This is a genomic window from Tepidibacillus sp. LV47, assembly GCF_048381575.1.
Classification (GTDB): domain Bacteria; phylum Bacillota; class Bacilli; order Tepidibacillales; family Tepidibacillaceae; genus Tepidibacillus.
Genome location: NZ_JBLWIF010000002.1, coordinates 159,678 through 186,446, shown reverse-complemented (window position 1 = coordinate 186,446; position 26,769 = coordinate 159,678). Strand labels below are relative to the sequence as shown.

Below are 26,769 nucleotides of genomic sequence, written 5' to 3'. Positions count from 1 at the left end.
GCAGCCAGTGTATTCCATGACGGCTGTGCGGCCGGTTACTTTTTTTACATATTTTCATCGCTAGCCTAAGCCGTTGCCGAGATTGCAAACGGCGGTTTTCTTTGTGCTGTTTTTCCGACAAGTGAAAGTGGATCGAGACTAAGACACAGTTTTTTTCCATTGTCCCAAATCGATGATCGGGGTGTTACTCTTCGATATCCCCATGATTGCCTCCCAAAAATACCGGTTCACACGGCCATAAAACATAATTTCAGCACCCCCTTTAAGCTAAAATAACATTCAAAAACTTACCTCAAAGCGAAAGTAGGCTATAATGAATGGTAGCCAAATACACATGAGATGGGTGATTGATAAACATGAAAATAAAAACATTATTTATTGCTCCCTACCCTGGTTTAAAAGAATTAGCCTTAACCCTTGCCAAAGAGCAACAATCATTGGACATTACAGTTGTACAAGGAGATTTGCAAGAGGCTATTCCTATTGCGAAACAATACGAAAAAGAAGATTACGATATCATTATCAGCCGTGGAGGCACCGCACAGCTACTGCGCCTACATACATCGTTGCCAGTCATTGAAATAAAAGTATCAGGCTACGACATATTACGTATATTGACATTAGTCAAAGCCAATAGCGCACACCTCCGTATTATTGGATTTCCTAGCATATGCCAAGGATTTGTTTCTGTATCCAATCTTTTAGGTGTTCATATTCCTTATACTATTATCCATGATCAAAAAGAGGTAGCTGAGGCAGTTCAACAAGCTAAAACCGAAGGCGCCCAGACTATTATCGGGGACACGATCACCTGCAAGACGGCGGAAGCGCACGGGCTTCAAAGCATACTGATTACTTCAGGCAGAGAGTCTGTAATTGAAGCGTTTGAACAAGCAAAACAAACTTATCGAATCATTGAAAACACTGCTAGACAAACAAAGTTATATAAAGAACTACTGCAAAAAACGAAAGAACCTATTGCTGTTTATGACGAAAATGGCATTATACAATTTGCTAGTTCATCTTTTCAAAAAGTATTGCAATTAATCAAAAACGATTCGGATGAATCCTCTATTTATGCGTATTTTCCGTTTCTCAACAATACGTGTGCGCAATTATGTAAAAAAATAGAACCCCTAGAAGTATCGTACACTTTCGTAACCGATGATGAACTTATGCAGTTTCGGCAAGGATATCTTAAAGCGGATAAAGACGAAAACCAGTATTACCTGCGGTTTTCTGCCGAAGAGGAGGAAGATCAAGAAGAATACAGCCTATCCGTTACTGCCATACAACCAATAATGACTTCCTTTTCACAGATTCTTGGGAATAGCCAACTGATTCAAACTGTCATTAAGCAAGGAAGAAAGGCTGCGACACATAATGCGCCAGTAGCGTTATATGGCGAAAAAGGAACTGGAAAAAAAACACTAGCTGGAATCATTCATTGTGAGAGCGAGCAGAAAGACGGTTTTCTGTTGCTAATCCGCATCTTCGAAGATCATCGCGAGATAATAGACTATTTCAAGCGCATCTTCGCTCACCTAGAGATGGGGACATGTGTCTTACAAGGCGTAGAACGTTTGCGGTTGGAACATCAAGATCATCTAGTCCGGCTCATCCATCAGACGAAAGCACGCATTATTTTTTTATTTCATGATAATCCGATTAATTTGTTACGGCAAAAGAAATTATCGGCCCACATTTTTAAACAATTTAAACAAAGCCAAATTCGATTGCCGTCCCTAAAAGAATATATGGAAGATTTAGATGAGTATGTTCGGAATTTTATCGCGAAATATAATGTCAAATATGGAAAGCAAATCGTAGGTGTACAGGAAGAAGCGCTAAAGTGGCTGTACAGCCGTACTTGGAAAAATAATTTACAAGAATTAAGCAGTGTGATTGAACAAGCCATTAAGTTTACGAATAATGAGTATATTAGTAAAGATGATTTAAATAACATTTTTAAAAGCTCAGATGATCACGCTCAACCAGGCTATTCCGTGATTGATTTAAATAAACCGCTAGCCGAAATTGAAAAAGACATTATATGGAAAATATTGCAAGAAGAAGAAATGAATCAGACAAGGGCAGCAAAAAGATTAGGGATTAATCGCAGTACGTTATGGAGAAAACTGAAATAATGTTGCATAATACAATATTATTTCAGTTTTTTGTTTTTTTAATAAAAATAGCGTTGATAAATTAAACATTTTCTAATAAAATCAAAATGAAAACGATTTATTGTAAGATAATTTATAAAATTGTTTCATTTCAAAACAATGATAAAGGGGAGAAGAAGGGATGAAAATTAAAGCAACATTAGATCGCATTCCTGGTGGAATGATGGTGGTGCCATTGCTGTTGGCCGCGACGATCAATACGTTCGCACCGAATCTGCTTCGAATCGGAAACTTTACAGAAGCACTATTTGTCAATAGTGCAAGCGCTTTAATTGCTTTGTTTTTACTTTGTGCAGGAGCGCAAATTAATGTAAAAAGCGCAGGCGTTGCGCTTGGTAAAGGGTTTACGTTGCTACTCGTTAAGTGGCTTGTAGGAGCACTTGTAGGATTAATCGCCTATATAGCAGCTGGTCCAAACGGTTTTTTTTTGGGTTTAACACCACTAGCTATTATTGCGGCAATGACCAACAGCAACGGCGGTCTTTATATGGCGATTGTCGGCCAGTATGGAAAAGAAGATGACAAAGCGGCATATTCTCTATTGGCATTAAATGATGGACCGTTCTTAACAATGGTAGCGTTATCTATTTTCGGCGCAATGGGGTTTGTCGACGGAATGTTTTCCATTGTCTCCTTTATTTCCGTTTTACTTCCAATTGCAATCGGCATGATTCTTGGAAACTTAGACGATGAAATGAGAGAATTTTTAGCGAAAGGCAGCGATATGTTAATCCCATTTTTTGCGTTTGCCTTAGGAATGGGGATCGACTTCGAAGCGATCATCAAAGGGGGATTAAGCGGCGTATTGTTGGGCGTTGCTACAGTATTGTTAACCGGAACTGCCGGATACTTAGTCTTTAAAGCATTCGGCTGGAACCCGATTGTTGGAGCTGCTGAAGGCTCTACCGCAGGCAACGCAGTAGCCACCCCTGCAGCGATCGCAGCAGCTAACGCTTCTTTCGCCAGCGTGGCTGATTTAGCGACAGTACAAGTAGCGGCAAGTACGGTCACGACAGCGATTTTACTGCCAATTTATATCGCCTTTTTAGCGAAACGATTGGAAAAGAAAAATGAATTACAACAATACTACCAATTACCAAATTAATCCATAAAGCCCATGTCTATAACTTGGGCTTCTCCATTTAAGGAAGGAGATGCACCATGAAGATCGCAATCATTGCAGATGATTTAACAGGAGCCAACGACAGCGGCGTGCAGCTTGCTCATTACGGATTAAAAACATCTGTTCTATTTCAACTGAATTCGAGCCAACTAGATGAAAACGATGCGGTTGTCATTGATGCCGACAGCCGCTCTTTATCTAAGAAAGAAGCCTATGAGAAAGTAAAGGCCCTATCGGAAACACTAAAAGCTCGTTTCCCGATTATCTACAAAAAAATCGATTCCACCCTTAGAGGAAATATCGGAGCGGAAATCGATGCGGTTTACGATGCGATAAAGCCGACATTTATGATTATAGCGCCAGGGTATCCCAAAAACGGAAGAACCATTTACAAAGGATATCATTTTTTACATGATACATTGCTACATGAGACGGAAATATCAAGAGACCCTAAATGTCCAGTAAAAGAATCATATGTTCCTAATTTAATTGCCAAGCAGACGAAGCGCCCCATAGGACTGATTGACTATCAAACACTTCGTCTTGGATTTGACAAAGTAAAAGAAAGGCTAAACGATTATCGTGAGAATCACATTCCTTACATTGTCTTTGACTCTTTAACTGAGGAAGATTTACGTTGTATCGCGCAATACGTGTGCCGCATCAACGAAAAAGTTGTATGGGTCGGGTCGGCAGGTCTTGCCAATTACCTTCCCGAAGTATATCAGCTTCAAAAGTCAAAAAGAACGATCACGATCAATCAAAGTCATCCCATCCTGCTAGTCGTAGGCAGTGTGAGCCAAATATCTCGCAAACAGTTAGATCTTGCCCTTTCTTTAAAAAACGTGAAAGGTGTACAGCTTGATTCCGTAAGACTGGTTAGCAATGACCAGTCCCGCTGCGAAGAAATTGAAAAAGCCTTTCACCAAGCAGAAGACTGGGCCAAACAAGGTTATCATGTAGCCCTATATTCTTCCGCTTCACCAAATGAAATAAAGCAGGTGCAGGAAATAGGCGAATCGAAAGGATTAAGCGCAATAGAAATAAGCAATTTCATCGCTCAAAATTTAGGCGAGGTTGCCTCTACATTAATCAACAAGGGCTATTTTAGAGGGATGATATTAACAGGCGGCGATACTGCAAAAAATGTATGCGACAAAGTTGGGGCTACAGGTTTTGAATTGCTAGATGAAGTTGAAACAGGAGTGCCAATAGCGAAATTAATTCATGACTCAGGGATGTATGTAGTGACAAAGGCGGGAGCCTTTGGTTCGGAAAATACATTTATTCAAGCAATTCACCAATTACAAGGAGTAGATGTCAAATGAAACCTGTTATCGGAATAACGATGGGAGACGCTGCCGGTATAGGACCAGAGATTATCGTAAAAGCTCTCCAAAACACCTCCATCTATGAACAATGCAACCCTTTAGTGATAGGAGATGCAAAAATATTAGAACGGGCAACTCGAATTACGAATTCTAGACTGACCATTAACCCTATTTCAAACGTAAAGGAAGCAACTTACCAATACGGTACGATTGATTGCATCGATTTAGACTTGCTTCCCGCCGATTTGCCTTTTGGCCAAGTATCAGCAGCAGCTGGAGATGCCGCATTCCAATTCTTAAAACGTGCAATCGAATTAGCGAAAAACGGGGATATTCAGGCAATTTGTACAGCTCCTTTGAATAAAGAAGCACTGCAAAAAGGCGGACATCTATACCCAGGGCACACAGAGATTTTGGCCGATTTAACAGGCACTAAAGATTATGCGATGATGTTATCTTCTCCAAAACTTAAAGTCATTCATATTACTACACATGTCGGGTTAATTAAAGCAATTGAAATGATTAATCCCGATCGAACCTACAAAGTCATTAAACTGGCTCACGAAACGTTAACAAGAGCAGGGAAAGAAAATCCAAGTATTGCTGTGTGCGGTATTAATCCTCACGCTGGAGAAAACGGACTGTTTGGCAATGGAGAGGAAGAGGAAAAACTCATTCCTGGCATCCGTAAAGCACAATTAGAAGGAATCAATGTAACTGGACCATATCCGGCAGATACGTTATTTTACCGTGCGGTACAAGGAGATTTTGATATTGTTGTAGCTTGTTACCATGACCAAGGACATGCCCCTATTAAAGTGTTAGGATTAGAAGCCGGAGTAAACATTACAGTCGGTCTAAAAGGCGGCATCATCCGCACATCTGTCGACCATGGAACAGCCTTTGATATTGCAGGGAAAAATTTGGCGGACGAACGAAGCATGATCGAAGCCATTCGTGTCGCTGTTGAACTGGCGCCAAAAGTTTGAACACCAACCTTTGGCATCATCTAGCATCATTCATCAAAACCTGTTACTTTCTATTTCCAAATCGAACAACGACCAAATCGTCGCTGTCCTACTTAAATATACACAGAATATTTAGTCATTAATATTTACAAACAAACAACCGCCCCGGCAATGATATGAGCCCCTTAAACGACAGGAGTGTCCATATGCAAAGCAGTTGGAAGATGAAAAAAATAAGAAAAAAATCCTAGAATGTCATAAGAAATTAAAAGGGATCTACAGTGGGTAACGGACATCACTTACTTAATTTTTTATCGGCCATTAAAGACCTAACAACAACGAGATTGTGGCTTACCACATTAGCCGAAGAAATGACCTAAAACCGGTGATGGATGTTACCTACTTTATAACCGCATAAGTATGCTTTTTTATTCCTATCTACTTGAAAGGGGGCATTTCATAGACAGGAGGCTTTCTAATAGTTTACAATTTATGCCATTTCTAAGTAGAAGAAATAATCTTTTCAAGCGAATATTTCACTTTATTGGGGAGGCACCATCCCCAAAGAATACACAACTTATTTAATCATTTCTAAAAAACTTTTTAACGATTCTCTCCAATGAGGCATTTCTTTAAACCCATTCAATCGAAGAGCCATATGCTCAAACACCGAGTAAGCCGGCCTTGGTGCTGGTCTCGGGAAGTCTTTTGTTGTACACGGATTTACCTTAACTTTTATCCCAGCTTCCTCAAAAATTGCTTTCGCAAACTCATACCAAGAACAATGCCCTGAATTGGAAACATGGTAAACGCCGTATTTTTCCGTTTGAATCAGTTCCATAATGCAATTGGCTAAATCTACTGTATACGTCGGACAGCCAACTTGATCGTGGACAACCATCAATTCATCCCGTTCTTCGGCCAGCTTTAACATTGTTTTCACAAAATTATTCCCATGCCGTCCATACACCCAAGAAGTTCTGACGATAAAAAACTTAGAGTGTAAATCGCGAACAAACTGTTCCCCCGCTAATTTACTTTTGCCGTATACACTAATTGGATTGGTTGGAGCAAACTCATTATATGGCGTATTCGCCGTTCCATCAAAGACATAATCGGTACTGATATAGACAAGTTTAGCTCCCACTGCTTCTGATGCTACTGCAACATTCCTTGTTCCAAATGCATTAATTAAAAATGCTTGATCCGGCTCAGATTCCGCTAAATCGACTTTTGTATACGCTGCAGCATGAATGACAACATCAGGGCAAGCTTTCGTAATAACCTGTTTTACTTGGTCAAATTTTGTTATATCTAACTCTTCCCGTCCATACCCATACACTTCAAACCCTCTATCAGCGAGCACATGGACTAAATCGGTGCCGAGCTGGCCTTTTGCGCCTGTTACAACCACTTTCATAGCTTGTCACCATACTGTTTTTGGTAGTAGTTCATATATTCACCCGATTTAATATTTTTCCACCATTCTTGGTTATCGATATACCATTGAATCGTTTCAGCGATACCCTTTTCAAAGGTATATTGCGGCTTCCAACCAAGCTCGGTCATAATTTTTGTTGGATCAATCGCATAACGACGGTCGTGGCCCGGTCGATCGGCAACATATTTAATTAAGTCTTTTGAAACACCTAGTTTTTCAACAATAAAATGTACGATTTCATTATTCGTCCGTTCATTATGACCACCAATATTGTATACCTCACCAGGTCTACCTTTATGAATCACTAAATCAATCGCCGCACAATGGTCTTTAACATGCAACCAATCACGAATATTTTGACCGTCACCGTAAATCGGAAGTTCTTTCCCTTCCAACACATTCGTGATCATTAACGGAATGAGTTTTTCAGGGAAGTGATATGGTCCATAGTTATTGGAACATCTCGTAATATTCACATTTAGCCCATACGTTTCATGATACGCTCTTACAAGTAGATCTCCGCCAGCTTTACTTGCTGAATAAGGGCTGTTTGGTGCTAATGGTGTTTCTTCTGTAAAATATCCCGTTTCTCCAAGTGTACCGTACACTTCATCCGTTGAAATTTGCACATATTTTTTAATATTATTGGCTTTCGCCACATCTAATAACGCTTGCGTACCTAATACATTTGTTTTCACAAATATATCTGGGTCTGTAATACTGCGGTCAACATGAGATTCCGCCGCAAAGTTCACAATAACGTCAATCTTATGGGTTTTCACAAGATAATCGACTAGCTCACGGTTATTGATATCACCTTTGACAAATGTATAGTTCGGATGATTTTCAACATCTTTTAAGTTTTCAAGATTGCCGGCATAGGTTAATAAATCATAATTCACTACTTTATAATTTGGATATTTCTCAAGCATGTAACGAACAAAGTTGCTGCCAATAAAACCTGCTCCACCTGTGACTAAAAGATTCATGACTGTCCCTCCCATTCAAAGTTGATTTCGGCATCTGCTAATAACGGATGTTTCGTATCTTTGTCAGAAAGAATTGGATTCGCTGTCGGCCAATCAATTCCTAACGCCGGATCATTCCAAAGAATGCCGCGATCATGCTCTGGAGAATAGTATTCATCCACTTTATATTGCACTTCCGTATTTTCCACTAACGTACAAAAACCGTGCGCAAAACCTTTCGGCACAAGCAATTGCCGTTTATTATCCGCGCTTAAAATAAAACCTTGCCATTTGCCAAAAGTAGGTGAACCTTTACGAATATCGACAACTACATCGTAAATAGCACCTCTAGTAACACGAACTAATTTCGTTTGCGCCTTCGGATTTAGCTGATAATGAAAGCCACGTATTGTCCCTGCTTGTTGGGATAACGAATGGTTATCTTGAATAAATTCAAAATCAAGCCCATATTCTACAAAAAGCTTTTTATTATAGCTTTCCATAAAAAAACCCCGATGGTCGCCGAACACTTTTGGTTCAATTAACAATACACCGGGTAAAGATGTCTCCATAATTTTCACAACGAACACCTCAGCATTTTAATAATAGATTGGTCGTTTTTTCTGGTTAGCAATCTCAATTAAATATTGACCATATTGGTTTTTCTTTAACGGCTCAGCTAACTTTAATAATTGTTCCCGATCAATATATCCTTTCACATAAGCAATCTCTTCAATACAAGCCACTTTCAAACTTTGCCGTTTTTCAATTGTTTCGATAAATTGCGAAGCCTCAAGTAATGATTCATGCGTACCGGAATCTAACCATGAAAAACCACGACCTAAAATTTCGACATGCAATTCGCCAAGCTCTAAATATTTTTTATTTACATCTGTAATCTCTAGTTCTCCACGTGCAGAAGGTTTAATGCTTTTGGCAATTTCAACAACACGATTGTCATAAAAATACAAACCTGTTACCGCATAATTGGACTTAGGATTTTGCGGTTTTTCTTCAATGGAAATTGCTTTTCCGTTTTCATCAAACTCTACTACGCCAAAGCGCTCCGGATCATTTACATAGTAACCAAAGATAGTAGCACCTGTTTTACGCGCTACAGCTTTATGTAACAACTCTGTTAAACCATGACCATAAAAAATGTTATCTCCTAATATAAGAGAAACATTATCTTTACCAATAAACTCTTCCCCAATTATAAATGCTTGTGCTAATCCATCGGGCGAAGGCTGCATGGCATAGGATAGTGAGATGCCAAGATGCGCACCATCACCAAGCAGTTCTTGAAAACGTGGTGTGTTTGTAGGGGTAGAGATGATAAGAATTTCACGGATACCCGCCAACATTAATACGGATAAAGGATAATAAATCATCGGTTTATCATAGATAGGCAATAGTTGTTTAGATACCGCTTTTGTTAAAGGATAAAGGCGGGTACCACTCCCGCCGGCTAAAACAATCCCTTTCATAAGCTATATGTAAGCTCCTTTCGGAATAAATACAATACTTTGTCCTATATAATTATTTTCTCAGTTTAATAAACGATATTTTTGCTACGCTGTTCTACTTCTTCCCATGTCATGTAAATACGGACGATATCTTCTTCCACCAACTCACTGCCCTGTTGTACCTCGATAAACTCTAAATCTGTGAGGGCTTTTACTCCATGCTTTGCTCCCATAGGAATATGTAATACATCTCCAGCTTTTACTTTACGTATCTTATCATTAAGGGCAAATAGTCCCTCTCCTTTAATGATCGTCCAAATTTCAGTTCGTTTGTGATGTATCTGATAACTTAAATTCTTACCTGCTCTAATCCCAATTCGTTTTGTTAATACTTCTCGTCCATCTTCAAACTTTGTATAATCTAATACCCGGTACCAACCCCAACGACGTTCTTCATACATGGGACGCTGTTCAAAACCTTTCACTATTTCTTTAATTTTTGGGGTTTTCGCTTTATCCGCAACAAGAATTCCATCTGGACTAACAGCAACAATTGCATTAGAAATACCTAACACTGTTACAGGAATCTCAAGCTCATTAATTAAATGTGTATTTTCGCTATCATTGCTTACAATTCCTTTACCAATTTTATTGGTTCCCATTTCTTCTGTTAACGTATTCCATGTGCCAAGGTCTTTCCAATATCCATTATAAGTTATTGCTACAATATGCTTTGTTTTTTCCACCACTTCGTAATCAAAACTAATCTTAGGAAGTCGATCATATTGTTTTAGCAATTCATCATACTGTATTGGATATCCTTTTTCACTTAATAGAGAAATCATATAATTCAACTTAAAAGCAAATACACCACTATTCCAAAGCGCGCCTTGTGTTATTAATTCTTTTGCTTTTTCTTCATTTGGTTTTTCCACAAAATGACTAACATTAATGGGAGCAATGTCTCTTAATTTAGAAGTTGGAACAATATAACCGTACTTTTCAGATGGATAGGTCGGTTGAATTCCAATTAAAGCCAAGTCTGCTCCACTCATGAGTACGGTTTTCTCTAAATCTTTCACTCGATGAAAAAAGCGATCCTCCACATAAGGATCGACAGGCAACACCGCAATGACTTCATCTAAACGAATTCCTTCCACACTATACAAGTAAACCGATGCAAGAGCGATCGCTGGAAACGTATCACGCCGCATCGGTTCTATTATAATAGGTATATCTTGTCCTAATTGACTTTGAATTATATCGACTTGGGATTTACTAGTAGCAATCACAGCGGACTCAGCTAGACCAACATTATTCAACTGTCCCCAAACACGTTGCACCATCGATTGCAATTCGCCATTTCCATTCTCTAATACTTTTAAAAATTGCTTTGAACGAGAATCATTTGATAGCGGCCAAAGGCGTTTGCCGGAACCGCCAGAAAGTAATACAAGTTTCATCGGAAACCTCCTAATTTTTATCTACATATTTTCAAGTTTACTATTCACATAGTCTTCAAACTCTTTTCTAAATCTTTCTGGTGAAAAACGTAATGCATTTTCACGACAATCTTGGTATTTAATTTCACCTGAAATATTCTCAAATGATTTAATAGAATCAACTAACGATTTTACTGTCTGTTCATCAAAAAATAAGCCTGTAGGATTCTCAGTTTGTCCGTATCCTCGAACAGTTTCTAATGCCCCGCCTTTCCCATAGGCAATAACTGGAGTACCACAAGCCTGTGCCTCAACAGGTGTGATTCCGAAATCTTCTTCTGCGGCAAATACAAATGCTTTTGCCCGTTGCATATAATCCCTTAATATTTCAAAAGACTGATATCCAAGCAACTCTACATTAGAAGCAGCCTTTGCCTTAATTTTATGAAAATCCGGTCCATCACCTATAACCACTAATTTTTTATCTGGCATCTGTGAGAAAGCTTCAACGATTAAATCAATTTTTTTATATGGAACCATTCGTGACGCTGTAAGATAAAAATCCTCTTTTTGGTCATGAAAAGAAAAAGTGGTCACATCTACCGGTGGATAGATGACATCCGCTTCCCTTCGATACACTTTCCAAATTCTCCGAGCGATAAATTTTGAATTCGCAACGAAATAATCGACACCATTTGCCGTACGATAATCCCAATTTCTTATGTAATGAAGGATTGTCTTCGCGATCCAGCCTTTCATTCCGCGTTCTAGTCCCGCTTCTTTTAAATATTGATACTGCAAATCCCATGCGTAACGAATTGGTGAATGAACATAAGAAATATGCAGTTGGTCAGGGCCCGTAATGACTCCTTTCGCAACTGCATGGGAACTAGAAATAACAATATCGTACTTTGATACATCCAATTGCTCGATAGCCAATGGCATAAAAGGAAGATAGCTGCGATATTTTTTCCGAGCAAACGGCAACTTTTGAATAAAAGAGGCAGTAACCTGTTTATTTAAAATGAAACCTCTCTGATCTTCATCTATAAAGTCTACGAGGCTAAACAAATCAGCATCAGGGTAAATCATTAATAACTGTTCTAACACCTTCTCAGCGCCTGCATAGGTGACTAGCCAGTCGTGAATAATTGCGACTTTCACTTTGCTAGCACCTCCTCAATAACTTTTATTGTTTCCTCCGCACATTTTTCCCATGAAAACAGCTTGGCTCTTTCTAGACCTTTTCTTCGTAATTCTTCTCTTAATTTATCATCAGACAATAACAATTTGATTTTTTCAGCAATATCCTCTGGACTATACGGGTCAACATATAACGCAGCTTCGCCACAAACCTCTGGCAAAGAAGCTACATTTGAAACAATTACAGGGCAGCCGCAAGCCATGGCTTCTAGAGGAGGGAGGCCGAATCCTTCGTAGAAGGACGGAAAAACTAGAGCATCTGCATTTACAATATACTGCTTTAATGTTTCATCATCAACAAATCCTGTAAATTGAATTCTATCTTTTAGTTTTTCAGCATATTTAATAACTTCTTGATCCCCAGTAATAAAACCCTCTTTTTTCCCAATGATAACTAATTTATGAGGAATTTGATTTTTTATTTTTTCAAATGCTTTTACTAAAGATATTAAATTTTTATGTGGTTTAACATTGCCTACATAGACAATATAAGGTTTTGAATCATTTGAATCTATATCTCTATCTCTACATTCTCTCCAAAAATTATTTACCCCATTATATACTGTATATATATTATCTTGATTTCCATTAACAAACTTTAGAAAATCTTTTTTTGTAAAGTCAGATACTGAAATAATAGCATCTGCCTTTTTGCTAACAGCTTTAAACATTAATTTAGCATATAGCTTTTTATGAAAACCGCCTATAAATTCAGGTTTAGCGAGATGAAACACATCATGTACTGTTACAAGCATTTTCCCTTTATAGAATAAAGGAATAACATAATGGGGTGACCAAAATAAAGAACTGTTTTTAGGTATTAAATTTAATAGTTCAAATTGTTCTTTTAATGAATATAACCCTGACGTTGTAGATATATAATTAACACAATTATTTTTTTCATCAATATATTCTTTTATTTTTGAAATATCTCCTAAAAGATAATAGTTTGCTTGATATTGTTTTATTATCTTAGGAATAAGATTTTGAATATATGTTCCTATACCTGATGAATCTATCATACGTAAATCTATCGTGATATTTTTCATTTAATATTCACTTCTTCTTTTCTTTTTTTTTTGGTTTTATAAATAAATTTAATATAATCGGTCACTAGCGTTGCATAAATATAGCCGAAATTTTCAGTAAATATGTTTTCGAGAATTAGAGCCAAAAGGACAAAACCTAAAGAAAAGGTGACTCTGTCCATTTGGTAAATATATACATTTAGTGCAAGAGTGACAGCAACAATTCTTTAATTATGTGCTAGATCGTTCGTCAAACCGACGTAACCAAATATATGCTGGCTTCCAAATCGCAGCCTTTAACCAGCGAGTGATTTGAAGTAATGATTTCTTACTCTTCATCTCAAGTTGCACGAGAACATTTAAGCAATAAGTGATTAGTGCTAAGTAGATTTGATTTTGTATTGCCGTTTCACTCATTCCATAAAAATGTTTGATCTCAACATGCTGCTTGAGCCATTTAAAAAATAGTTCAATTGCCCAGCGTGATCGGTAAATTTCACTGATTTCTTCGGCGCTCAAATCAAATCGGTTCGTGATTAACCGAAGGTTATTCCCCTTTATATCGATCACCTCAAGAAGGCGAAAGATATTTTCTGCCCGTTTTTATGGTGTCCCGATGTAGACCATTTTATCAGCTAAAACCTTGCTACCTTCGGGAAGAGTAAAACTTTCGATTTCTCGTATGACGGCATTTTTCTTTAGCCTTGATACAAAGAAGTAACCATCATCTGTCATTCGATCAAAACGTTCATAGTCAACATACCCGCGCTCAAACACATACATGACTTCCTTGTCATCGACAAGGACTTCATGTTGATTTCTGTCATGTTCTTTTGCTGTTGTCATCACTGCTTTTTCAGGATAGACAGTGTCCTTGTCCATGAACAGAAGTCGTAAATGCAGTTTTACACCCGCTTTTGTTTTACGAAATTTTGCCCATTTGTAATGGGTTAAGTTAAGCAGTAGTGTACTTGAATCAATGATCTTTAATGGCATGTTCTTTCTATTTTTAAAGTGGATTTGTTGAATTTGATAAACAAGATCCAAGAATATAGTTGAAAGAATAGCCGGATCGATCTCATTTTTTTTTCGTGATAACTGAGAAGCACTAATCGATTCAAATCCAAGTGTTTTTTGAAGATCTTCATCAATTAGTGCATCACTCATGGCTTGTAAGCTTTCGGTTTCGTGCAACTGAGCAAAAAGTAAAAGCTTGATGTAAGCATAAGTCGTAAGTTTTTTTGTGTAGTAGTCTTGTTTATGTTTTACAACCTGTTCAGAAAGTTTTTGAATATTAATAGGTGAAACCCATTTACCAAATGATGAAATTAGTGTATTCTTGTCCATATTGGTTGTCCTTTACATTGGATTTGGACAGGAATCACCTGTACTTCCATTGTAAAGGATTTTTTGTTGTATGGACATATAATTTTTGAAGATTGCTATTATTTCGAATCATCAGATTTAATTAATGCAACGCTAGTGATGTCTGATATTTTATGGAATTATTCTATACATATCAGACATGAAATCCTAATCTTCTGTCATTCTCATTATTATGAAAAGGTATTTCATAATAATTTGATAAAAGCATACCTATACTTAAAGCAAAGGTTGAAGATTCCAAACCATTCAATGTAGCTCCAATAGAAAACACTGATAATAAAAAGAAGATTAACGAAATATCTTTAGAATGATTCATATTAATCTTTATGAGATGTATAATAATCCAAAAAATAAGAAACAATAATACAATCCATCCAAAAGTTAGATTTAAATATACAAAAATGTTATCACCTGGATTATATAAATTAGATTCGAAATATTTTTGTGGAGCTCCAATTGCCCCTATACCTCTTCCAAATAATGAAAAATACGTGTAATTATTTAATGAGTAGGCATCAGGCCACGTTGATACCATACGATCAATATAGGATGTAAAGAGAAGTTTAGTAAAATAGTTGTCTGAAAGAATAATATCATTTATATAATCTGGTAACACAAATGATATCACTGGTGGAATTACAGCGAATAATAATAAAAAGAATAGTATCAATTTTACTGTCACTAAAATCAATCTTCTAAACACCTTATCATTTACTTTAGACCAAAGAATTAGTATAACAGATATTATGATTAATGTTCCTTCAGCCAAATATATTGTCTTTGATGTTGTATATATTATACCAATAATAGATAAAACAAATAATAACGCATCATAGAGTACCCATTTAATTTTTATTTTTGTTTTTCGTATATATATATTTAACAAATAAAACATATCTAAAAAGAATAGAATAATAGCTGTCTCAAAAGATGCTCGCTGAAAACCAGATAATCGAGGGATACCAAATGTTGTCCACGCACGATTTCCTTCAATGGTAAACCCTCCTAAATTATAACTAAATCCTTTCCAAGGAATCACTTGGATATGTTCTAACACTAATCCAATTATTATGATTGGAATGAAGATACGGTATATACTAATAAAATGCTTATGTTGTATTATATTGTATTTCGTAACCACTAAACCCGCTAATAAAGGTAAAAACACCTTTATACCAAAAAGGATCTGTAAAAATCTAAGTTGATTCACAAAACCAATAAACGTACTAAATAAAATGATAACAATGATGAATAAAAAAAGTCGGCTAATTCTCATTGACCTTATTATCATTAAGAGACCATAACCTATCATAACAATTAAAATAACATCGCTTATATATATTAGCCAACTTATTCCAAATTTATAAAGATAATAACGGATTGGAGCATTAAATATATTTAAAATAAACCAAATAAAAAGTAACCACTTTAATATTCTTTTCATTATTTACTCCTACTTAGCTTCAATAGTTTTTAACCAATCAATAAACAGTTCAAGCCCTTCATTAAGCTCTATCTTTGGATGATACCCTAATTCCTTTCTGCTCTTATTTAAATCAGCCCAAGTAATCGGTAAATCACCCGTCTGCATAGGAAGCCAGTTTATTATTGCTTTCCTATTTGTCTTTTCCTCAATCAGTCGAACGAGGTCAATAAGTTTTGTCGGTTTATCATTACCTAGATTATAAACTTCATATTGAGATACTTCTTTTTTAAGGGCAGCTTTTATTCCATTTACAATATCTTCTACATAAGTATAATCGCGGCTAGTCGTACCGTCCCCAAATAATGGAATAGGTTGTTGATTTAATATCATTTTTGTAAATTTGTGAATAGCTAGATCTGGCCGTTGGCGTGGGCCATATACAGTAAAAAAGCGTAAAGATACGATTGGGAGCCCATAACAATTGGAATAACTGCGTGCTATTGCCTCTCCAGATATCTTTGTTGCAGCATATGGAGAAGCCGGGAGTAGAATCGGATCTTCTTCGGAAAAAGGAATGTTTGTATTTAACCCGTATACTGAACTGGAAGATCCAAAGATAAACTTTGATACTTTTACGTCTCTTGATGCATCAAGAATATTGATGGTCCCATTTATATTTACATCGACATAACCATAAGGATCAGAAATAGAAGGTCTTACACCTGCTTTTGCAGCCAAATGTATAACCACTTCAGGTTGATATTTATGAAAAATAGAAAATATAGCATCACGATTGCGAATATCTAATTCCATAAAATTAAAAGTATTAAAATCAAAATGTCTTTCGATATTTCGCAACTTTATGTTTTTATCATAAAAAGGATCAAAATTGTCTATTGATATAATTTCATGCCCCTCTTGTAGCAAATGATCAATAAGATGACTACCAATAAATCCAGCACCACCGGTTACTAATATACGCATTTATATCACTACCTTCCAATTCCTAGATATTTTATTCCTGCTTCTTCTATAATATTTTTATCTAATGCATTTCTACCATCAATTAATAATTTATTCTTCATTATTTTCGCTAATTTGTAATATGGAAGGTGTTTGTATTCATCCCATTCTGTAACAAGCAATACTGCGTCTGCCTCGATAAATACTTCATCAATAGTACCAGCATATTCGATATTAATATATGGATATTGTTTTTTAAAATTGGGTATAGCAATCGGATCATGCACGATAACATGAGCACCCAATTCTAGAAGTTTTTCTATGATATCTATTGATGGAGCATCTCTCAAGTCATCAGTATTTGGCTTAAATGAAAGTCCTAGAATACCAATTTTCATTCCACGAATGACATGTAGGGTATTTTGAAGTTTCTTAACAATTTCCATTCGTTGTCTATAATTTACCTCTATGCTACTCTCTACTAAATGTAGTTGCGCATCATATTGCCGAGCAAAAAAACTAATTGCTTTGGTATCTTTACCAAAACAACTTCCTCCCCAACCAATGCCAGCATTTAAATATGCTCTTCCAATGCGAGAATCAAGCCCAATTCCTTGAGCAATTTCATTAATGTCTGCACCAACTTTATCGGCTAAATTCGCAAATTCATTAATAAATGAAATCTTCATTGCTAAATAAGCATTGGCTGCATATTTAATCATCTCCGCACTTGTTGGATTGGTAACGATCAATGCGGGAAGAGGAATTCTTTCAGGACGCTGGAGTGAAGGTGGAGGGGTGAATGATTGTTCTAAAATGGGTAAATATAATTTTTGAAGAAGAAAACGAGAGTCCTCTTCTTCCACACCAATTACAATGCGGTCAGGGAAAAAAGTATCATATAAAGCCTGTCCCTCTCTTAAAAATTCAGGGTTAGATGCAACCTTTACACTTTTAGAAATACCACGTTTATGTAATATCGATTGAATTACCATTTTTAAACGTTTTTGTGTACCAACCGGAACAGTGGACTTCGTTACAATTAAAGGAATATTATCTTTGCTGATCCTCTCCCCTATACTAATTGCTACATCTTCTACAAAGGATAAATCAGCATCCCCATTTTTTTTAGAGGGTGTTCCTACTGCTACAATAATAATGTCAGTATCTGCATCTAACATATCCCAATCGTCGATAAATTGTAATCTAATCAATGAATCTACTAACAATTCTTCTATCCCTTTTTCATGAATAGGGGAAACACCATTTTTTAATTTTTTGATAACCTCTTTGTTTTTATCTAATAGTGTAACGTGATGTCCTATATATGCTAAAGCCACGCCAGTAGTTAATCCAACATAACCACTACCTATAATTGTTACTCTCATTTATTCTTCACCCTTTTTTATTTTTATCTATCGTTTTTGTATAAACCTCGATATATTGATTAACTGTACGATCAATATCAAATTCATTCATAAATTTAGGTATTTTTTTAGCCATCTCTGATATGATACTTGGATTTAATATGAATTTATTAATTTTTTCCCTTAAGTCACCTTCGATATCCGGGTTAAAAATATATCCTGTTACTCCATCTTCTACTACCTCAGGAATTCCTCCTCGATTCGATGCAATTACTGGTTTCCCAAACTGAAATGCTTCGATTAATATTCTCCCAAAAGGTTCATGCCATAAAGAAGGAGCAATCAATATGTCCATTTCAGGTAATACATCCTTTGGGTCAACGTATCCAATAAAATGAATATTACCCTTATAAAAATTTTTTTCAATGTTAACTTTTATGATTGGATCAATGATTCTTCCAGCTAAATATAATTCAGCATTCGTTATATGTTCAAATTCCTTTAAGAGTAAATTAACCCCTTTCGTTTTTTCTATACGTCCCATATAGAAAAACTTAAGAGGTTTGGATACATTCTTATTATTACTCGATCCCTCGATTTGAGGTAATCTAATCCCATTAAATATTCGCTTAGAAGGTACATCGGTAAAATAACCAAATAATTTATGTTTCTGAATCATAAAATCAGAAATTCCTATAAGATAATGAACATATTGTTTGTTCGAAAGATATTTCTTAAAGCTTGTATATAGCGAACACAACCCACATTGACGATTTTCACAATTCTTTTCACGATGATACATAGTACTTTTAACACACATCAAATAGTAATCCCTTAACGTGTGAACGACTGGAATCTTAAATTCTTTTGCTATCACCCATGGTATGACTGAAAAACCAGCAAGATTGTTTGTATGTATAACATCTGGTTGCTCTGTCTTAATAATGTTGGTTAAAACTTTTTTAAAAAAAGGATTAAATATGTCTAGAGCATGCCAAATAGGTTTTAATAATTTATTTTTCTTATTGGATTCAATGCCCCAATACAGATTTCGGGGATGAAGGTAATATACCTTAATACCATTCACCCAATCAACCCGATCATGATCATTTTTCTCAGTTGAAACAATAACTGGTTCGTGCCCTCTTTCAACAAGACCTTCCGCAAGAAGTTGCACTGATTTTTCTGCTCCCCCTACTATATTCGGATAATATACGGTATTAAAAATTAAAATTTTCATTTCTTCCAAGTTCTCCTTGTTTAGCATCATGAATTGCTTTTTTTATCAAATTAAATCTTTCATTTTTTTTATAATAGATAGAGAGCATTTTCAAGATCAATTGAAATAATGATAAATTTATTAAATATATAACTTTATTTTTCACCAGATCTTTCATCTCAAAATAAATTCGATTACGAATAGTATAATAAACACGAAATGACGATTCAGAAAACAATAAAGTTTTAAATAAATTATATTTCTCTTTGATATGCCATGATGTATCTATATCTTTTAATTTGCTATAGGGAATAAGAAAGATATTCCCATTATTCTTAGTTATTCTATAAGTATATTCATGGTCGTCTGAATAAAGATAAAAATTCTCATCAGGAAACAAAATATTATCAATTATACTTTTATGGAAAAAAAGCCCACCATATGGTGCATAAGGTATTATGACAGGGAAATTAACATAATTCTCTTTCAGGGGAACTTCTTCTTTAAATCTGTGAACTACTTTCTTCGATATTTTAAAAGGAAATTGTTTAATATGAAATCCAAGTACACTATTTTTAACTGGGAAATAAGGAGTTGAATCACCCATTATTGCGGATTTTACATAATTTAAACGATCTTCTCTTAACGATAATAGCGCTAGTTTTGATCTATCATTTGACTGTTCTAATTGGAGGTAGTTCTCTCTTAATTTATCCAACGCCTCATTCAATGGTTTATTATCATCATCTAATAACCAAATAAAGTCACACTCTGGATCTTTATACGCTTCTTCAATACCTCTTTTATAACCACCTGCCGAACCAGTGTTATCTTCTAGATAAATAACTTTTATTCTATTAAGATTTTTTAATTCATAGTTTCTTAGTTTTTCTTTGCTTTCCGAATGGGAATTATTATCTACAATTATGACTTTATTTACACCTTGCATAAGTGCTGCTTCTACAACTTGTTTTAATAAATGGAAACGGTTTGCATAAGTTACTATAACTGTGCATATTTTCATATTAGTTCCTCTTTACCTTTATCATATTTCTTTTTAATAATGCTTTTATCACTTTAAATAGAGTTACTCCTTATATTTTACCCATTCTTCCGATACAAAAATGATATATTCCTTTTAAAATATAAATCAATCTCGTAAATCTTTCTTTACCATAGATAAGCGCAAATAGAAGTTTTTTTGTAACAAAATATAGTCGAGCATTTGCATATTTGGGCAATTGATTGTGGTATCTAGTGTATATATACAAACAATTTCTAGCAGCATAATAATGCCTTATTGGAGAGTGTATATTTACATATTTATATTTTCCCACCGTTTTATAAGGTCTAAATTTCCTAATTTATGGTGCATAAAAATATTCTCCAACTCAACGACCCCATAATTTTTTAGATTTGCTCTCAAACAATAATCATGATCAACTTCATCGATAAATAATTTTTCATTAAATCCACCAATATTAGTATATAATAAAAGATTTAGCAAACTACCAGATGTTATCGTAGTTAGTTTTTCTTTAAATGAACATGATGTTTCTATTTTAGTATTTGTCAAATAATTCGGGGAAATAATAGCTATCTCTTTAGAATTTGAAATCATATTTAAACAATTTATATACTTTTTGAACATATCAGGATCAAACCTACTATCCTGATCCATTGTTAAAAGCCATTCATATCCCTCTTCATTGGCTCTCTTTGCACCAACATTGAGTGCATGAGCAATCCCTTGGTTGCCGTTGTTGTCAATATAGAGGATTTTGGGATTGCTTTTAAGTATGGCAATGATCTCATGATCTTTATGTTCAGAAAATTATCCACAACATATAGAATTGATAGACTATCTATATATTTTTAATGACTGAATGATCAGGATGATATAATACGATAACACCTGCGATTTTAAGAATGATATTTACAGCTCCTACGGAGAAAATATTTTTTGAACATCTTGTTTAAATTTTTCTTCCTCATTTATGATAAACTGTCTATATTCTTCAAAATCTTTCTTTCTTTGATCATAGTTATCTAAACAATCTCTAATACAATCAATTATCTTATATAAATTTTCTTCTGTATCAGCAAATTTATATTTTTCAGGTATGGGTACATCTTCATAATAATTCGCCGAACCTCTTTTACCAGTAATTACACAACAACCACATATTGCAGCTTCTCTCGGAAACCTGTCTTTCCCAGGATGATTGCCAAAATCAATATATACTTTAGATTTTTGTAGATAATTAATTACTTCAGATCTACTTAGATTTACTAGTGGAACCCATTTTAAATCCGGAGCTATTTTCATAAGCTTCTCTGTAAAAGAATAACCTTTTTTAGGATTATAAAGTACAATATCTTCTCGTTTATCATTATGATTGTTATTCTGTGAAATTATAAAATCCTTATTAATATAATCGGATAAATAATAAATTTGATCAGGTTTTATTTTATGTTGTAATAGATGCTGCTTAGCATATTCAGATTGCACAAAATGGATTATATTATTTCCAAAGATGTAATCTTTAAATCGAAATTTATTAATATAATTAGTACTTAACTCAAAATTTCTCATATCAATAATTATTGGAAATTTAAATGTATGTGCAATTTTATTAATTATACGAATAAATAAGAACTTCCACGATTTAAAATATTGCTTTTTATAAAAATTATCAACACTCAACCACCAAATAACTTTTTGAATGTTTTTATATTTTTTATGTAATTCTGTATAAACTTCTGGAACAATTAAAATATTTTTTGAATTATCACTGATATTTGTAGCTATAGGTGTATTATATCTCGAATAATCTTGGGGTTTTGGATTTACCACATTGTTAGGATAATAATACATACGTGCATCTATTCCCAATTTTATAAGTTTATCACATAGTTGATGTAAAAGTTCTGGTCCTCCTGTTATACTTTGAGCTGGACATGCTATATATACAATACTATCTTTCTTAATTTCTAATTGCTTTATCATTTTAACCTCCTATTATAGAGGAATATACCTCCAACGCTCTCTCCACAATATCGTCCATATCATAGTATCGATATTCAGCTAATCTACCAAGCAGGATAATATTCTTGAAATTAGCAGCGTACTCTTTATATCTATCATATTTTTCTTTTTCTTCATCTGTAAATACCGGATAGTAAGGAGTGTTCTTACCAATAATAAATTCTTCAGGATATTCTTTAAGTATAACGGTTTTATTATTCTTTACAGGATGTAACTTTTTAAATTCTGTTATTCTTGTAAAATCATAGTTATTTGGATAATTAACAGTTGCCACTTCTTGAAAAGATTCCGTTTCTAATGTTTCAAACTTTATTTGAAGTGACCTGTATTTTAACTCACCAAATTTATAGTTGAATAATTCATCTATCATCCCTGTAAAAATAATCTTTCCTTTAAACTCGTTACCAAACAAATAGAATTTGTCATCTCTTAATTCGGCAACTTCTTTGTAATCTGTATTTAAAAGTAACTTAATATTAGGATGATTTAACATCCTTTCAAAGATTTTAGTATAGCCTTCTTTTGGCATAGCTTGATAGATATCATTAAAATAGCGATCATCCCTACCAATAAATACCGGGACTCTTGCAGTAACTGCCTCATCAATCTCTTCTGGATTTTTTTTCCATTGTTTAGCGGTATAGTGTAAAAAGATCTTTTCATAAATATATTGAGCCAGAAATTGCAAATCACTATCTGTAGATTTTTTTAATTCAAGAATTGGTACTTTTGCATTGTACTCGAACTTTTCTAAAAGTTTATTTTCTAACTTATTTGCCAGAGTTGTTGGAAATACTTCATATAGCGTATTAAGATTAAATGGTATGGTAACTTTTTTCCCGTCGACCATTGCTCTAACTCTATGATGATATATTTCCCAATCTGTAAATTGAGATAAATAATCCCATACACTTTTGCTATTGGTATGAAAGATATGCGGGCCATATTTATGAATTAATATATTATTTTCATCTTTATAATCATAACAATTACCACCAATATGATTTCTTTTTTCGATAACGAGGACTTTTTTATTCAGTTGTGTAGCGATTCGTTCAGCCATTACTGATCCAGCAAATCCTGCCCCTACAATAATATAATCAAACATCTCTTAATTCTCCTTTGATAAGATTAATTCCGGATTTCTGTAAATCTCTTAACATAGTTAATGTTATAAACAATTCGATAAATAAAACAGTTATTGACGATCCAATATACTGATACAACGGAACTAAAACCAAAGATAGAATTATATTTAATATACTTCCTGTTATAAGAATACGACTAAATGCAGTTTTACGACCAAAATTCAACATCGTCTGTATACCAAAAATATTACTAAGATAAATAATAAATGGCAGAAAAGAAAGTATTTTTACTACAATTGATGAATGATAGTATTCATTTCCAAGTAAAATTATTACGATAGGTTCTGCAAACATAAAGATTAATAAAGAAATAGTAAACATTATAAGACCTAGAATAATAGTAATTTTTCTAATTAAGATTAAACCTTCTATTTTTGACTGATGAACTTTTTTACTGATATATGGGTATATTGCTTGAGTAATTGGACTATATAAACCTTGCACCGCTTTAATTATTTTTTCACCTGCTGCATAGTATCCAACTACCGTATTATTTGTAAATAATCCAAGAATAAACGATGTAGAAATTGTATATAAACTAATAGCTATATTTGAAACAAATACATACCATCCCTCTTTTAGGTGGTGTTTGATCATCTCTAATGATTGAATCTCATAACTTATACCAAACGTCTTTTTCACAATTACTAACGACCAAATTCCGACAATAATGAATCCAAGCGAGTTAAGCAACGGAACAAAATAATAATTACTTTTTTCCCTTACTAATACAAATATAGCTACTGTAAATATGGTTTTTGCTAAGATGTTTAAATAAGTGATGTATTTCATCCTCTCCATCCCTTGAAAAAACCAAACAGGAAAAAGCACTTGGCCAATTACCATTCCAAAGGTGAGATAATAGACCAACCAATCTTTTGCAAACTTATCAAAGCTAAATACTAGAATAGATAATAGAATTATACTTAGGACCATTAGCAATACTTTTATCGTCATCACAGAACTAAAGATCTCCGTGAGTTTAGCTTTATTATCTCGATTGATTGAGACTTCTCTTGTAGCTGTTAAATTAAAGCCATAATCGGTTATAATCTGAAAATAAGCTATTGTAGCAGTAGCAAATGACAATAGACCAAAATATTCAACACCTAATACTCTTACAAGATAAGGAAATGTTATAAGCGGTAAAATATAGTTTAGACCTTGCAATATTGATAAGGAAAAAATGTTTGATACCAATCTCTTCTTTTCTTCTGTATTAACTAAGCTCTGTAGTTTACTTAACAAATCTAATACGCCCCATCTCTTTTTAAAACAGAAGTAATCGTTTTAAGCAATATTTTTATATCTAAACTTAATGATTGATTATAAACATAAAACAACTCCAAGTCCACTCTCTCCGGATAATCCACACTACTCCTCCCACTCACTGCCCAATAACCAGTCATCCCTGGTTTTACAGAAAGAAATTCGTTTACTCTGTTCCCATATTCTTTTAATTCCTCAACAACAACTGGCCTCGGTCCGACTAAACTCATATCCCCTTTTAATACATTAATCAATTGAGGAATTTCATCTAAGCTTGTCTTGCGCAAAAATTGGCCTATGTTTGTAATACGCGGGTCTTCATGCGGTTCAAGTTTGTAATTATTTCTTAAATATTTTTGATAAAGCTCTTTATCTGCTTTCAGTTTTTCCTCTGCATTGACAATCATCGAGCGAAATTTATAAATATAAAATCTTTTTCCATCTTTCCCCACTCTAACTTGTTTAAATAAAACAGGACCCTTAGGGTCTTCTAGTTTTATGATGATAGCAATAACTAGTAATAAAGGACTAAGAAGGATTAAACCGATGATAGAACCAAATATATCTATGATTCGTTTCGTCAATAAATAGAATTGTTGATTACGATCCACTCCAATTGCAGTATGATAGATCGTTTGACTATCAGACCGCCTGGTTTCTACCGTCTCCACTTATCTCACCTGCCTATTTATATATCTACTTTTACTTTTTCTTTTTCTAATATCCGTTCCATATAGTTCAAAAGTTCATTTCTTAAATCGTCTCGTTGCAGGGCAAATTCAATTGTCGTTTGAATAAAGCCTAATTTTTCACCCACATCATATCTTTTGCCTTCGAATTCATAAGCATAAATAACTTCATTTTCTTCTAACTTCTTAATGGCATCTGTTAATTGTATTTCTCCACCTGCACCCGTCTTAAGATTCCCTAAAATATCGAAAATTTGTGGAGTTAATATATATCTTCCCATAATTGCTAAATTGGAGGGGGCTTCTTCTTTTTTTGGTTTTTCAATCAAATCATGTATTTTATATAGTCTATCATCCATTTTTGTGCCAGCTACGATTCCATAACGGGAAACTTCTTCACGATCAACTTCTTTTACACCAATCACCGAAGCGTGGTAGCGATCATACATCTCCATCATCTGTTTGAGACAAGGTTTCTCTGATTTGACAATATCATCACCTAGTAATACGGCAAATGGTTCATTGCCAATAAATTTACGCGCGGACCATACCGCATGTCCTAACCCTTTAGGCTCCTTTTGTCTGATGTAATGGATATCGACCATGTCAGAGATTCTTCTGATCTCTTCTAACAATTCATACTTTTCTTTGGACATTAAATTCAGTTCTAGTTCTAGAGCATAATCAAAATGGTCTTCAATAGCTCTTTTTCCTTTACCCGTTACAATAATGATATCTTCAATCCCTGAGGCGATCGCTTCTTCTACGATGTATTGAATGGTCGGTTTATCAACGATTGGCAGCATTTCTTTTGGCATCGCTTTGGTCGCGGGAAGAAAGCGGGTTCCTAATCCGGCAGCAGGGATAATCGCTTTTCGAACTCTCATTTCAACACCCCTTACTTTATAAAACCTTAAATTTCAAAATCAAGATCTTTCTAAAAGATCCTCATTTTGAAATTTAGCATATGGAAAAAAGGGGCATCGAACCCCACCTCACACCACACCATCGACGACAAGCGTCTAAGGTCACAGCTATCGCCGCACCCACAGCATGGCCGAGTGCCTCCATTGATAATGGTAAGGAGACATTACCAA

General features: G+C 34.7%; 22 protein-coding genes and 1 pseudogene. 4 read left to right on the top strand and 19 right to left on the bottom strand.

What is annotated here, in order from left to right:
* Positions 1–356: 356 nt before the first annotated feature.
* The 4 genes from ACMW72_RS04070 (at position 357) to pdxA (ending at position 5,629) form a co-directional block, all read left to right on the top strand.
* Positions 357–2,147 carry a PrpR N-terminal domain-containing protein gene (locus ACMW72_RS04070; protein ID WP_418367719.1) on the top strand — a complete coding sequence of 597 codons (1,791 nt, stop codon included), beginning with the start codon at positions 357–359 and terminating at the stop codon, positions 2,145–2,147.
* A gap of 160 nt (positions 2,148–2,307) precedes the next feature.
* On the top strand, positions 2,308–3,291 hold the full coding sequence (locus ACMW72_RS04065; protein WP_418367557.1) for a 2-keto-3-deoxygluconate permease: 984 nt from the start codon (positions 2,308–2,310) through the stop codon (positions 3,289–3,291).
* Positions 3,292–3,347: 56 nt separating this feature from the next.
* Positions 3,348–4,637, top strand: coding sequence for a four-carbon acid sugar kinase family protein (locus ACMW72_RS04060; protein ID WP_418367556.1), 1,290 nt, complete (start codon positions 3,348–3,350; stop codon positions 4,635–4,637).
* Positions 4,634–5,629 (top strand): 4-hydroxythreonine-4-phosphate dehydrogenase PdxA, encoded by a 996-nt coding sequence (pdxA, locus tag ACMW72_RS04055; protein ID WP_418367555.1) that lies wholly within the window; start codon positions 4,634–4,636, stop codon positions 5,627–5,629. Before ACMW72_RS04060 ends, pdxA begins: the two co-directional genes overlap by 4 nt.
* A gap of 556 nt (positions 5,630–6,185) precedes the next feature.
* Here the strand turns inward: pdxA and rfbD are convergent.
* The 19 genes and pseudogenes from rfbD to galU all read right to left on the bottom strand — a co-directional run bounded on the left by rfbD (position 6,186) and on the right by galU (position 26,559).
* Complete coding sequence (gene rfbD, locus ACMW72_RS04050) at positions 6,186–7,028, bottom strand: dTDP-4-dehydrorhamnose reductase (RefSeq protein ID WP_418367554.1); 843 nt, start codon at positions 7,026–7,028, stop codon at positions 6,186–6,188.
* Positions 7,025–8,038: a dTDP-glucose 4,6-dehydratase gene (gene rfbB, locus ACMW72_RS04045; protein WP_418367553.1), complete on the bottom strand. Its 1,014-nt coding sequence runs from the start codon at positions 8,036–8,038 to the stop codon at positions 7,025–7,027. Before rfbB ends, rfbD begins: the two co-directional genes overlap by 4 nt.
* The gene (gene rfbC / locus ACMW72_RS04040) at positions 8,035–8,589 is read right to left on the bottom strand and encodes a dTDP-4-dehydrorhamnose 3,5-epimerase (RefSeq protein ID WP_418367718.1); all 555 of its coding nucleotides are present in this window, start codon (positions 8,587–8,589) and stop codon (positions 8,035–8,037) included. Before rfbC ends, rfbB begins: the two co-directional genes overlap by 4 nt.
* Positions 8,590–8,616: 27 nt before the next feature.
* The gene (gene rfbA / locus ACMW72_RS04035) at positions 8,617–9,504 is read right to left on the bottom strand and encodes a glucose-1-phosphate thymidylyltransferase RfbA (protein ID WP_418367552.1); all 888 of its coding nucleotides are present in this window, start codon (positions 9,502–9,504) and stop codon (positions 8,617–8,619) included.
* A gap of 65 nt (positions 9,505–9,569) precedes the next feature.
* Complete coding sequence (locus ACMW72_RS04030) at positions 9,570–10,946, bottom strand: sugar phosphate nucleotidyltransferase (RefSeq protein ID WP_418367551.1); 1,377 nt, start codon at positions 10,944–10,946, stop codon at positions 9,570–9,572.
* 21 nt (positions 10,947–10,967) lie between these two features.
* Entirely contained in the window at positions 10,968–12,089 is a 1,122-nt protein-coding gene (locus ACMW72_RS04025; protein ID WP_418367550.1) for a glycosyltransferase family 4 protein, read from the bottom strand.
* The gene (locus ACMW72_RS04020; RefSeq protein ID WP_418367549.1) at positions 12,086–13,177 is read right to left on the bottom strand and encodes a glycosyltransferase family 4 protein; all 1,092 of its coding nucleotides are present in this window, start codon (positions 13,175–13,177) and stop codon (positions 12,086–12,088) included. Before ACMW72_RS04020 ends, ACMW72_RS04025 begins: the two co-directional genes overlap by 4 nt.
* Positions 13,178–13,387: 210 nt before the next feature.
* Positions 13,388–14,503, bottom strand: a pseudogene (locus tag ACMW72_RS04015) (IS4 family transposase).
* 172 nt (positions 14,504–14,675) lie between these two features.
* On the bottom strand, positions 14,676–15,986 hold the full coding sequence (locus tag ACMW72_RS04010) for a hypothetical protein (RefSeq protein WP_418367548.1): 1,311 nt from the start codon (positions 15,984–15,986) through the stop codon (positions 14,676–14,678).
* A gap of 9 nt (positions 15,987–15,995) precedes the next feature.
* Positions 15,996–16,952 carry a GDP-mannose 4,6-dehydratase gene (locus tag ACMW72_RS04005; RefSeq protein WP_418367547.1) on the bottom strand — a complete coding sequence of 319 codons (957 nt, stop codon included), beginning with the start codon at positions 16,950–16,952 and terminating at the stop codon, positions 15,996–15,998.
* 8 nt (positions 16,953–16,960) lie between these two features.
* Positions 16,961–18,319: a UDP-glucose dehydrogenase family protein gene (locus tag ACMW72_RS04000; protein WP_418367546.1), complete on the bottom strand. Its 1,359-nt coding sequence runs from the start codon at positions 18,317–18,319 to the stop codon at positions 16,961–16,963.
* A 7-nt stretch (positions 18,320–18,326) separates the two neighbouring features.
* A complete protein-coding gene (locus tag ACMW72_RS03995; RefSeq protein WP_418367545.1) occupies positions 18,327–19,538 on the bottom strand; it encodes a glycosyltransferase family 4 protein in 1,212 nt (403 codons plus the stop codon).
* Positions 19,519–20,541 carry a glycosyltransferase gene (locus tag ACMW72_RS03990; RefSeq protein ID WP_418367544.1) on the bottom strand — a complete coding sequence of 341 codons (1,023 nt, stop codon included), beginning with the start codon at positions 20,539–20,541 and terminating at the stop codon, positions 19,519–19,521. The genes ACMW72_RS03995 and ACMW72_RS03990 overlap by 20 nt, the downstream gene beginning before the upstream one ends.
* 291 nt (positions 20,542–20,832) lie before the next feature.
* Positions 20,833–21,318, bottom strand: a complete 486-nt coding sequence (locus ACMW72_RS03985; protein ID WP_418367717.1) for a glycosyltransferase — start codon at positions 21,316–21,318, stop codon at positions 20,833–20,835.
* A 144-nt stretch (positions 21,319–21,462) separates the two neighbouring features.
* Positions 21,463–22,527: a hypothetical protein gene (locus tag ACMW72_RS03980; RefSeq protein ID WP_418367543.1), complete on the bottom strand. Its 1,065-nt coding sequence runs from the start codon at positions 22,525–22,527 to the stop codon at positions 21,463–21,465.
* A 1-nt stretch (position 22,528) separates the two neighbouring features.
* Positions 22,529–23,674: a UDP-galactopyranose mutase gene (gene glf, locus ACMW72_RS03975; protein WP_418367542.1), complete on the bottom strand. Its 1,146-nt coding sequence runs from the start codon at positions 23,672–23,674 to the stop codon at positions 22,529–22,531.
* Positions 23,667–24,962, bottom strand: coding sequence for a flippase (locus tag ACMW72_RS03970; RefSeq protein ID WP_418367541.1), 1,296 nt, complete (start codon positions 24,960–24,962; stop codon positions 23,667–23,669). Before ACMW72_RS03970 ends, glf begins: the two co-directional genes overlap by 8 nt.
* A 2-nt stretch (positions 24,963–24,964) precedes the next feature.
* Entirely contained in the window at positions 24,965–25,615 is a 651-nt protein-coding gene (locus tag ACMW72_RS03965) for a sugar transferase (RefSeq protein ID WP_418367716.1), read from the bottom strand.
* A 56-nt stretch (positions 25,616–25,671) separates the two neighbouring features.
* On the bottom strand, positions 25,672–26,559 hold the full coding sequence (gene galU / locus ACMW72_RS03960; RefSeq protein WP_418367540.1) for a UTP--glucose-1-phosphate uridylyltransferase GalU: 888 nt from the start codon (positions 26,557–26,559) through the stop codon (positions 25,672–25,674).
* Positions 26,560–26,769: the final 210 nt, after the last annotated feature.

Coding starts and splice junctions, on each gene's coding strand:
- ACMW72_RS04070 (WP_418367719.1), top strand. CDS start 357: ATGAAAATAAAAACATTATTTATTGCTCCCTACCCTGGTTTAAAAGAA.
- ACMW72_RS04065 (WP_418367557.1), top strand. CDS start 2,308: ATGAAAATTAAAGCAACATTAGATCGCATTCCTGGTGGAATGATGGTG.
- ACMW72_RS04060 (WP_418367556.1), top strand. CDS start 3,348: ATGAAGATCGCAATCATTGCAGATGATTTAACAGGAGCCAACGACAGC.
- pdxA (WP_418367555.1), top strand. CDS start 4,634: ATGAAACCTGTTATCGGAATAACGATGGGAGACGCTGCCGGTATAGGA.
- rfbD (WP_418367554.1), bottom strand. CDS start 7,028: ATGAAAGTGGTTGTAACAGGCGCAAAAGGCCAGCTCGGCACCGATTTA.
- rfbB (WP_418367553.1), bottom strand. CDS start 8,038: ATGAATCTTTTAGTCACAGGTGGAGCAGGTTTTATTGGCAGCAACTTT.
- rfbC (WP_418367718.1), bottom strand. CDS start 8,589: ATGGAGACATCTTTACCCGGTGTATTGTTAATTGAACCAAAAGTGTTC.
- rfbA (WP_418367552.1), bottom strand. CDS start 9,504: ATGAAAGGGATTGTTTTAGCCGGCGGGAGTGGTACCCGCCTTTATCCT.
- ACMW72_RS04030 (WP_418367551.1), bottom strand. CDS start 10,946: ATGAAACTTGTATTACTTTCTGGCGGTTCCGGCAAACGCCTTTGGCCG.
- ACMW72_RS04020 (WP_418367549.1), bottom strand. CDS start 13,177: ATGAAAAATATCACGATAGATTTACGTATGATAGATTCATCAGGTATA.
- ACMW72_RS04010 (WP_418367548.1), bottom strand. CDS start 15,986: ATGAAAAGAATATTAAAGTGGTTACTTTTTATTTGGTTTATTTTAAAT.
- ACMW72_RS04005 (WP_418367547.1), bottom strand. CDS start 16,952: ATGCGTATATTAGTAACCGGTGGTGCTGGATTTATTGGTAGTCATCTT.
- ACMW72_RS04000 (WP_418367546.1), bottom strand. CDS start 18,319: ATGAGAGTAACAATTATAGGTAGTGGTTATGTTGGATTAACTACTGGC.
- ACMW72_RS03995 (WP_418367545.1), bottom strand. CDS start 19,538: ATGAAAATTTTAATTTTTAATACCGTATATTATCCGAATATAGTAGGG.
- ACMW72_RS03990 (WP_418367544.1), bottom strand. CDS start 20,541: ATGAAAATATGCACAGTTATAGTAACTTATGCAAACCGTTTCCATTTA.
- ACMW72_RS03980 (WP_418367543.1), bottom strand. CDS start 22,527: ATGATAAAGCAATTAGAAATTAAGAAAGATAGTATTGTATATATAGCA.
- glf (WP_418367542.1), bottom strand. CDS start 23,674: ATGTTTGATTATATTATTGTAGGGGCAGGATTTGCTGGATCAGTAATG.
- galU (WP_418367540.1), bottom strand. CDS start 26,559: ATGAGAGTTCGAAAAGCGATTATCCCTGCTGCCGGATTAGGAACCCGC.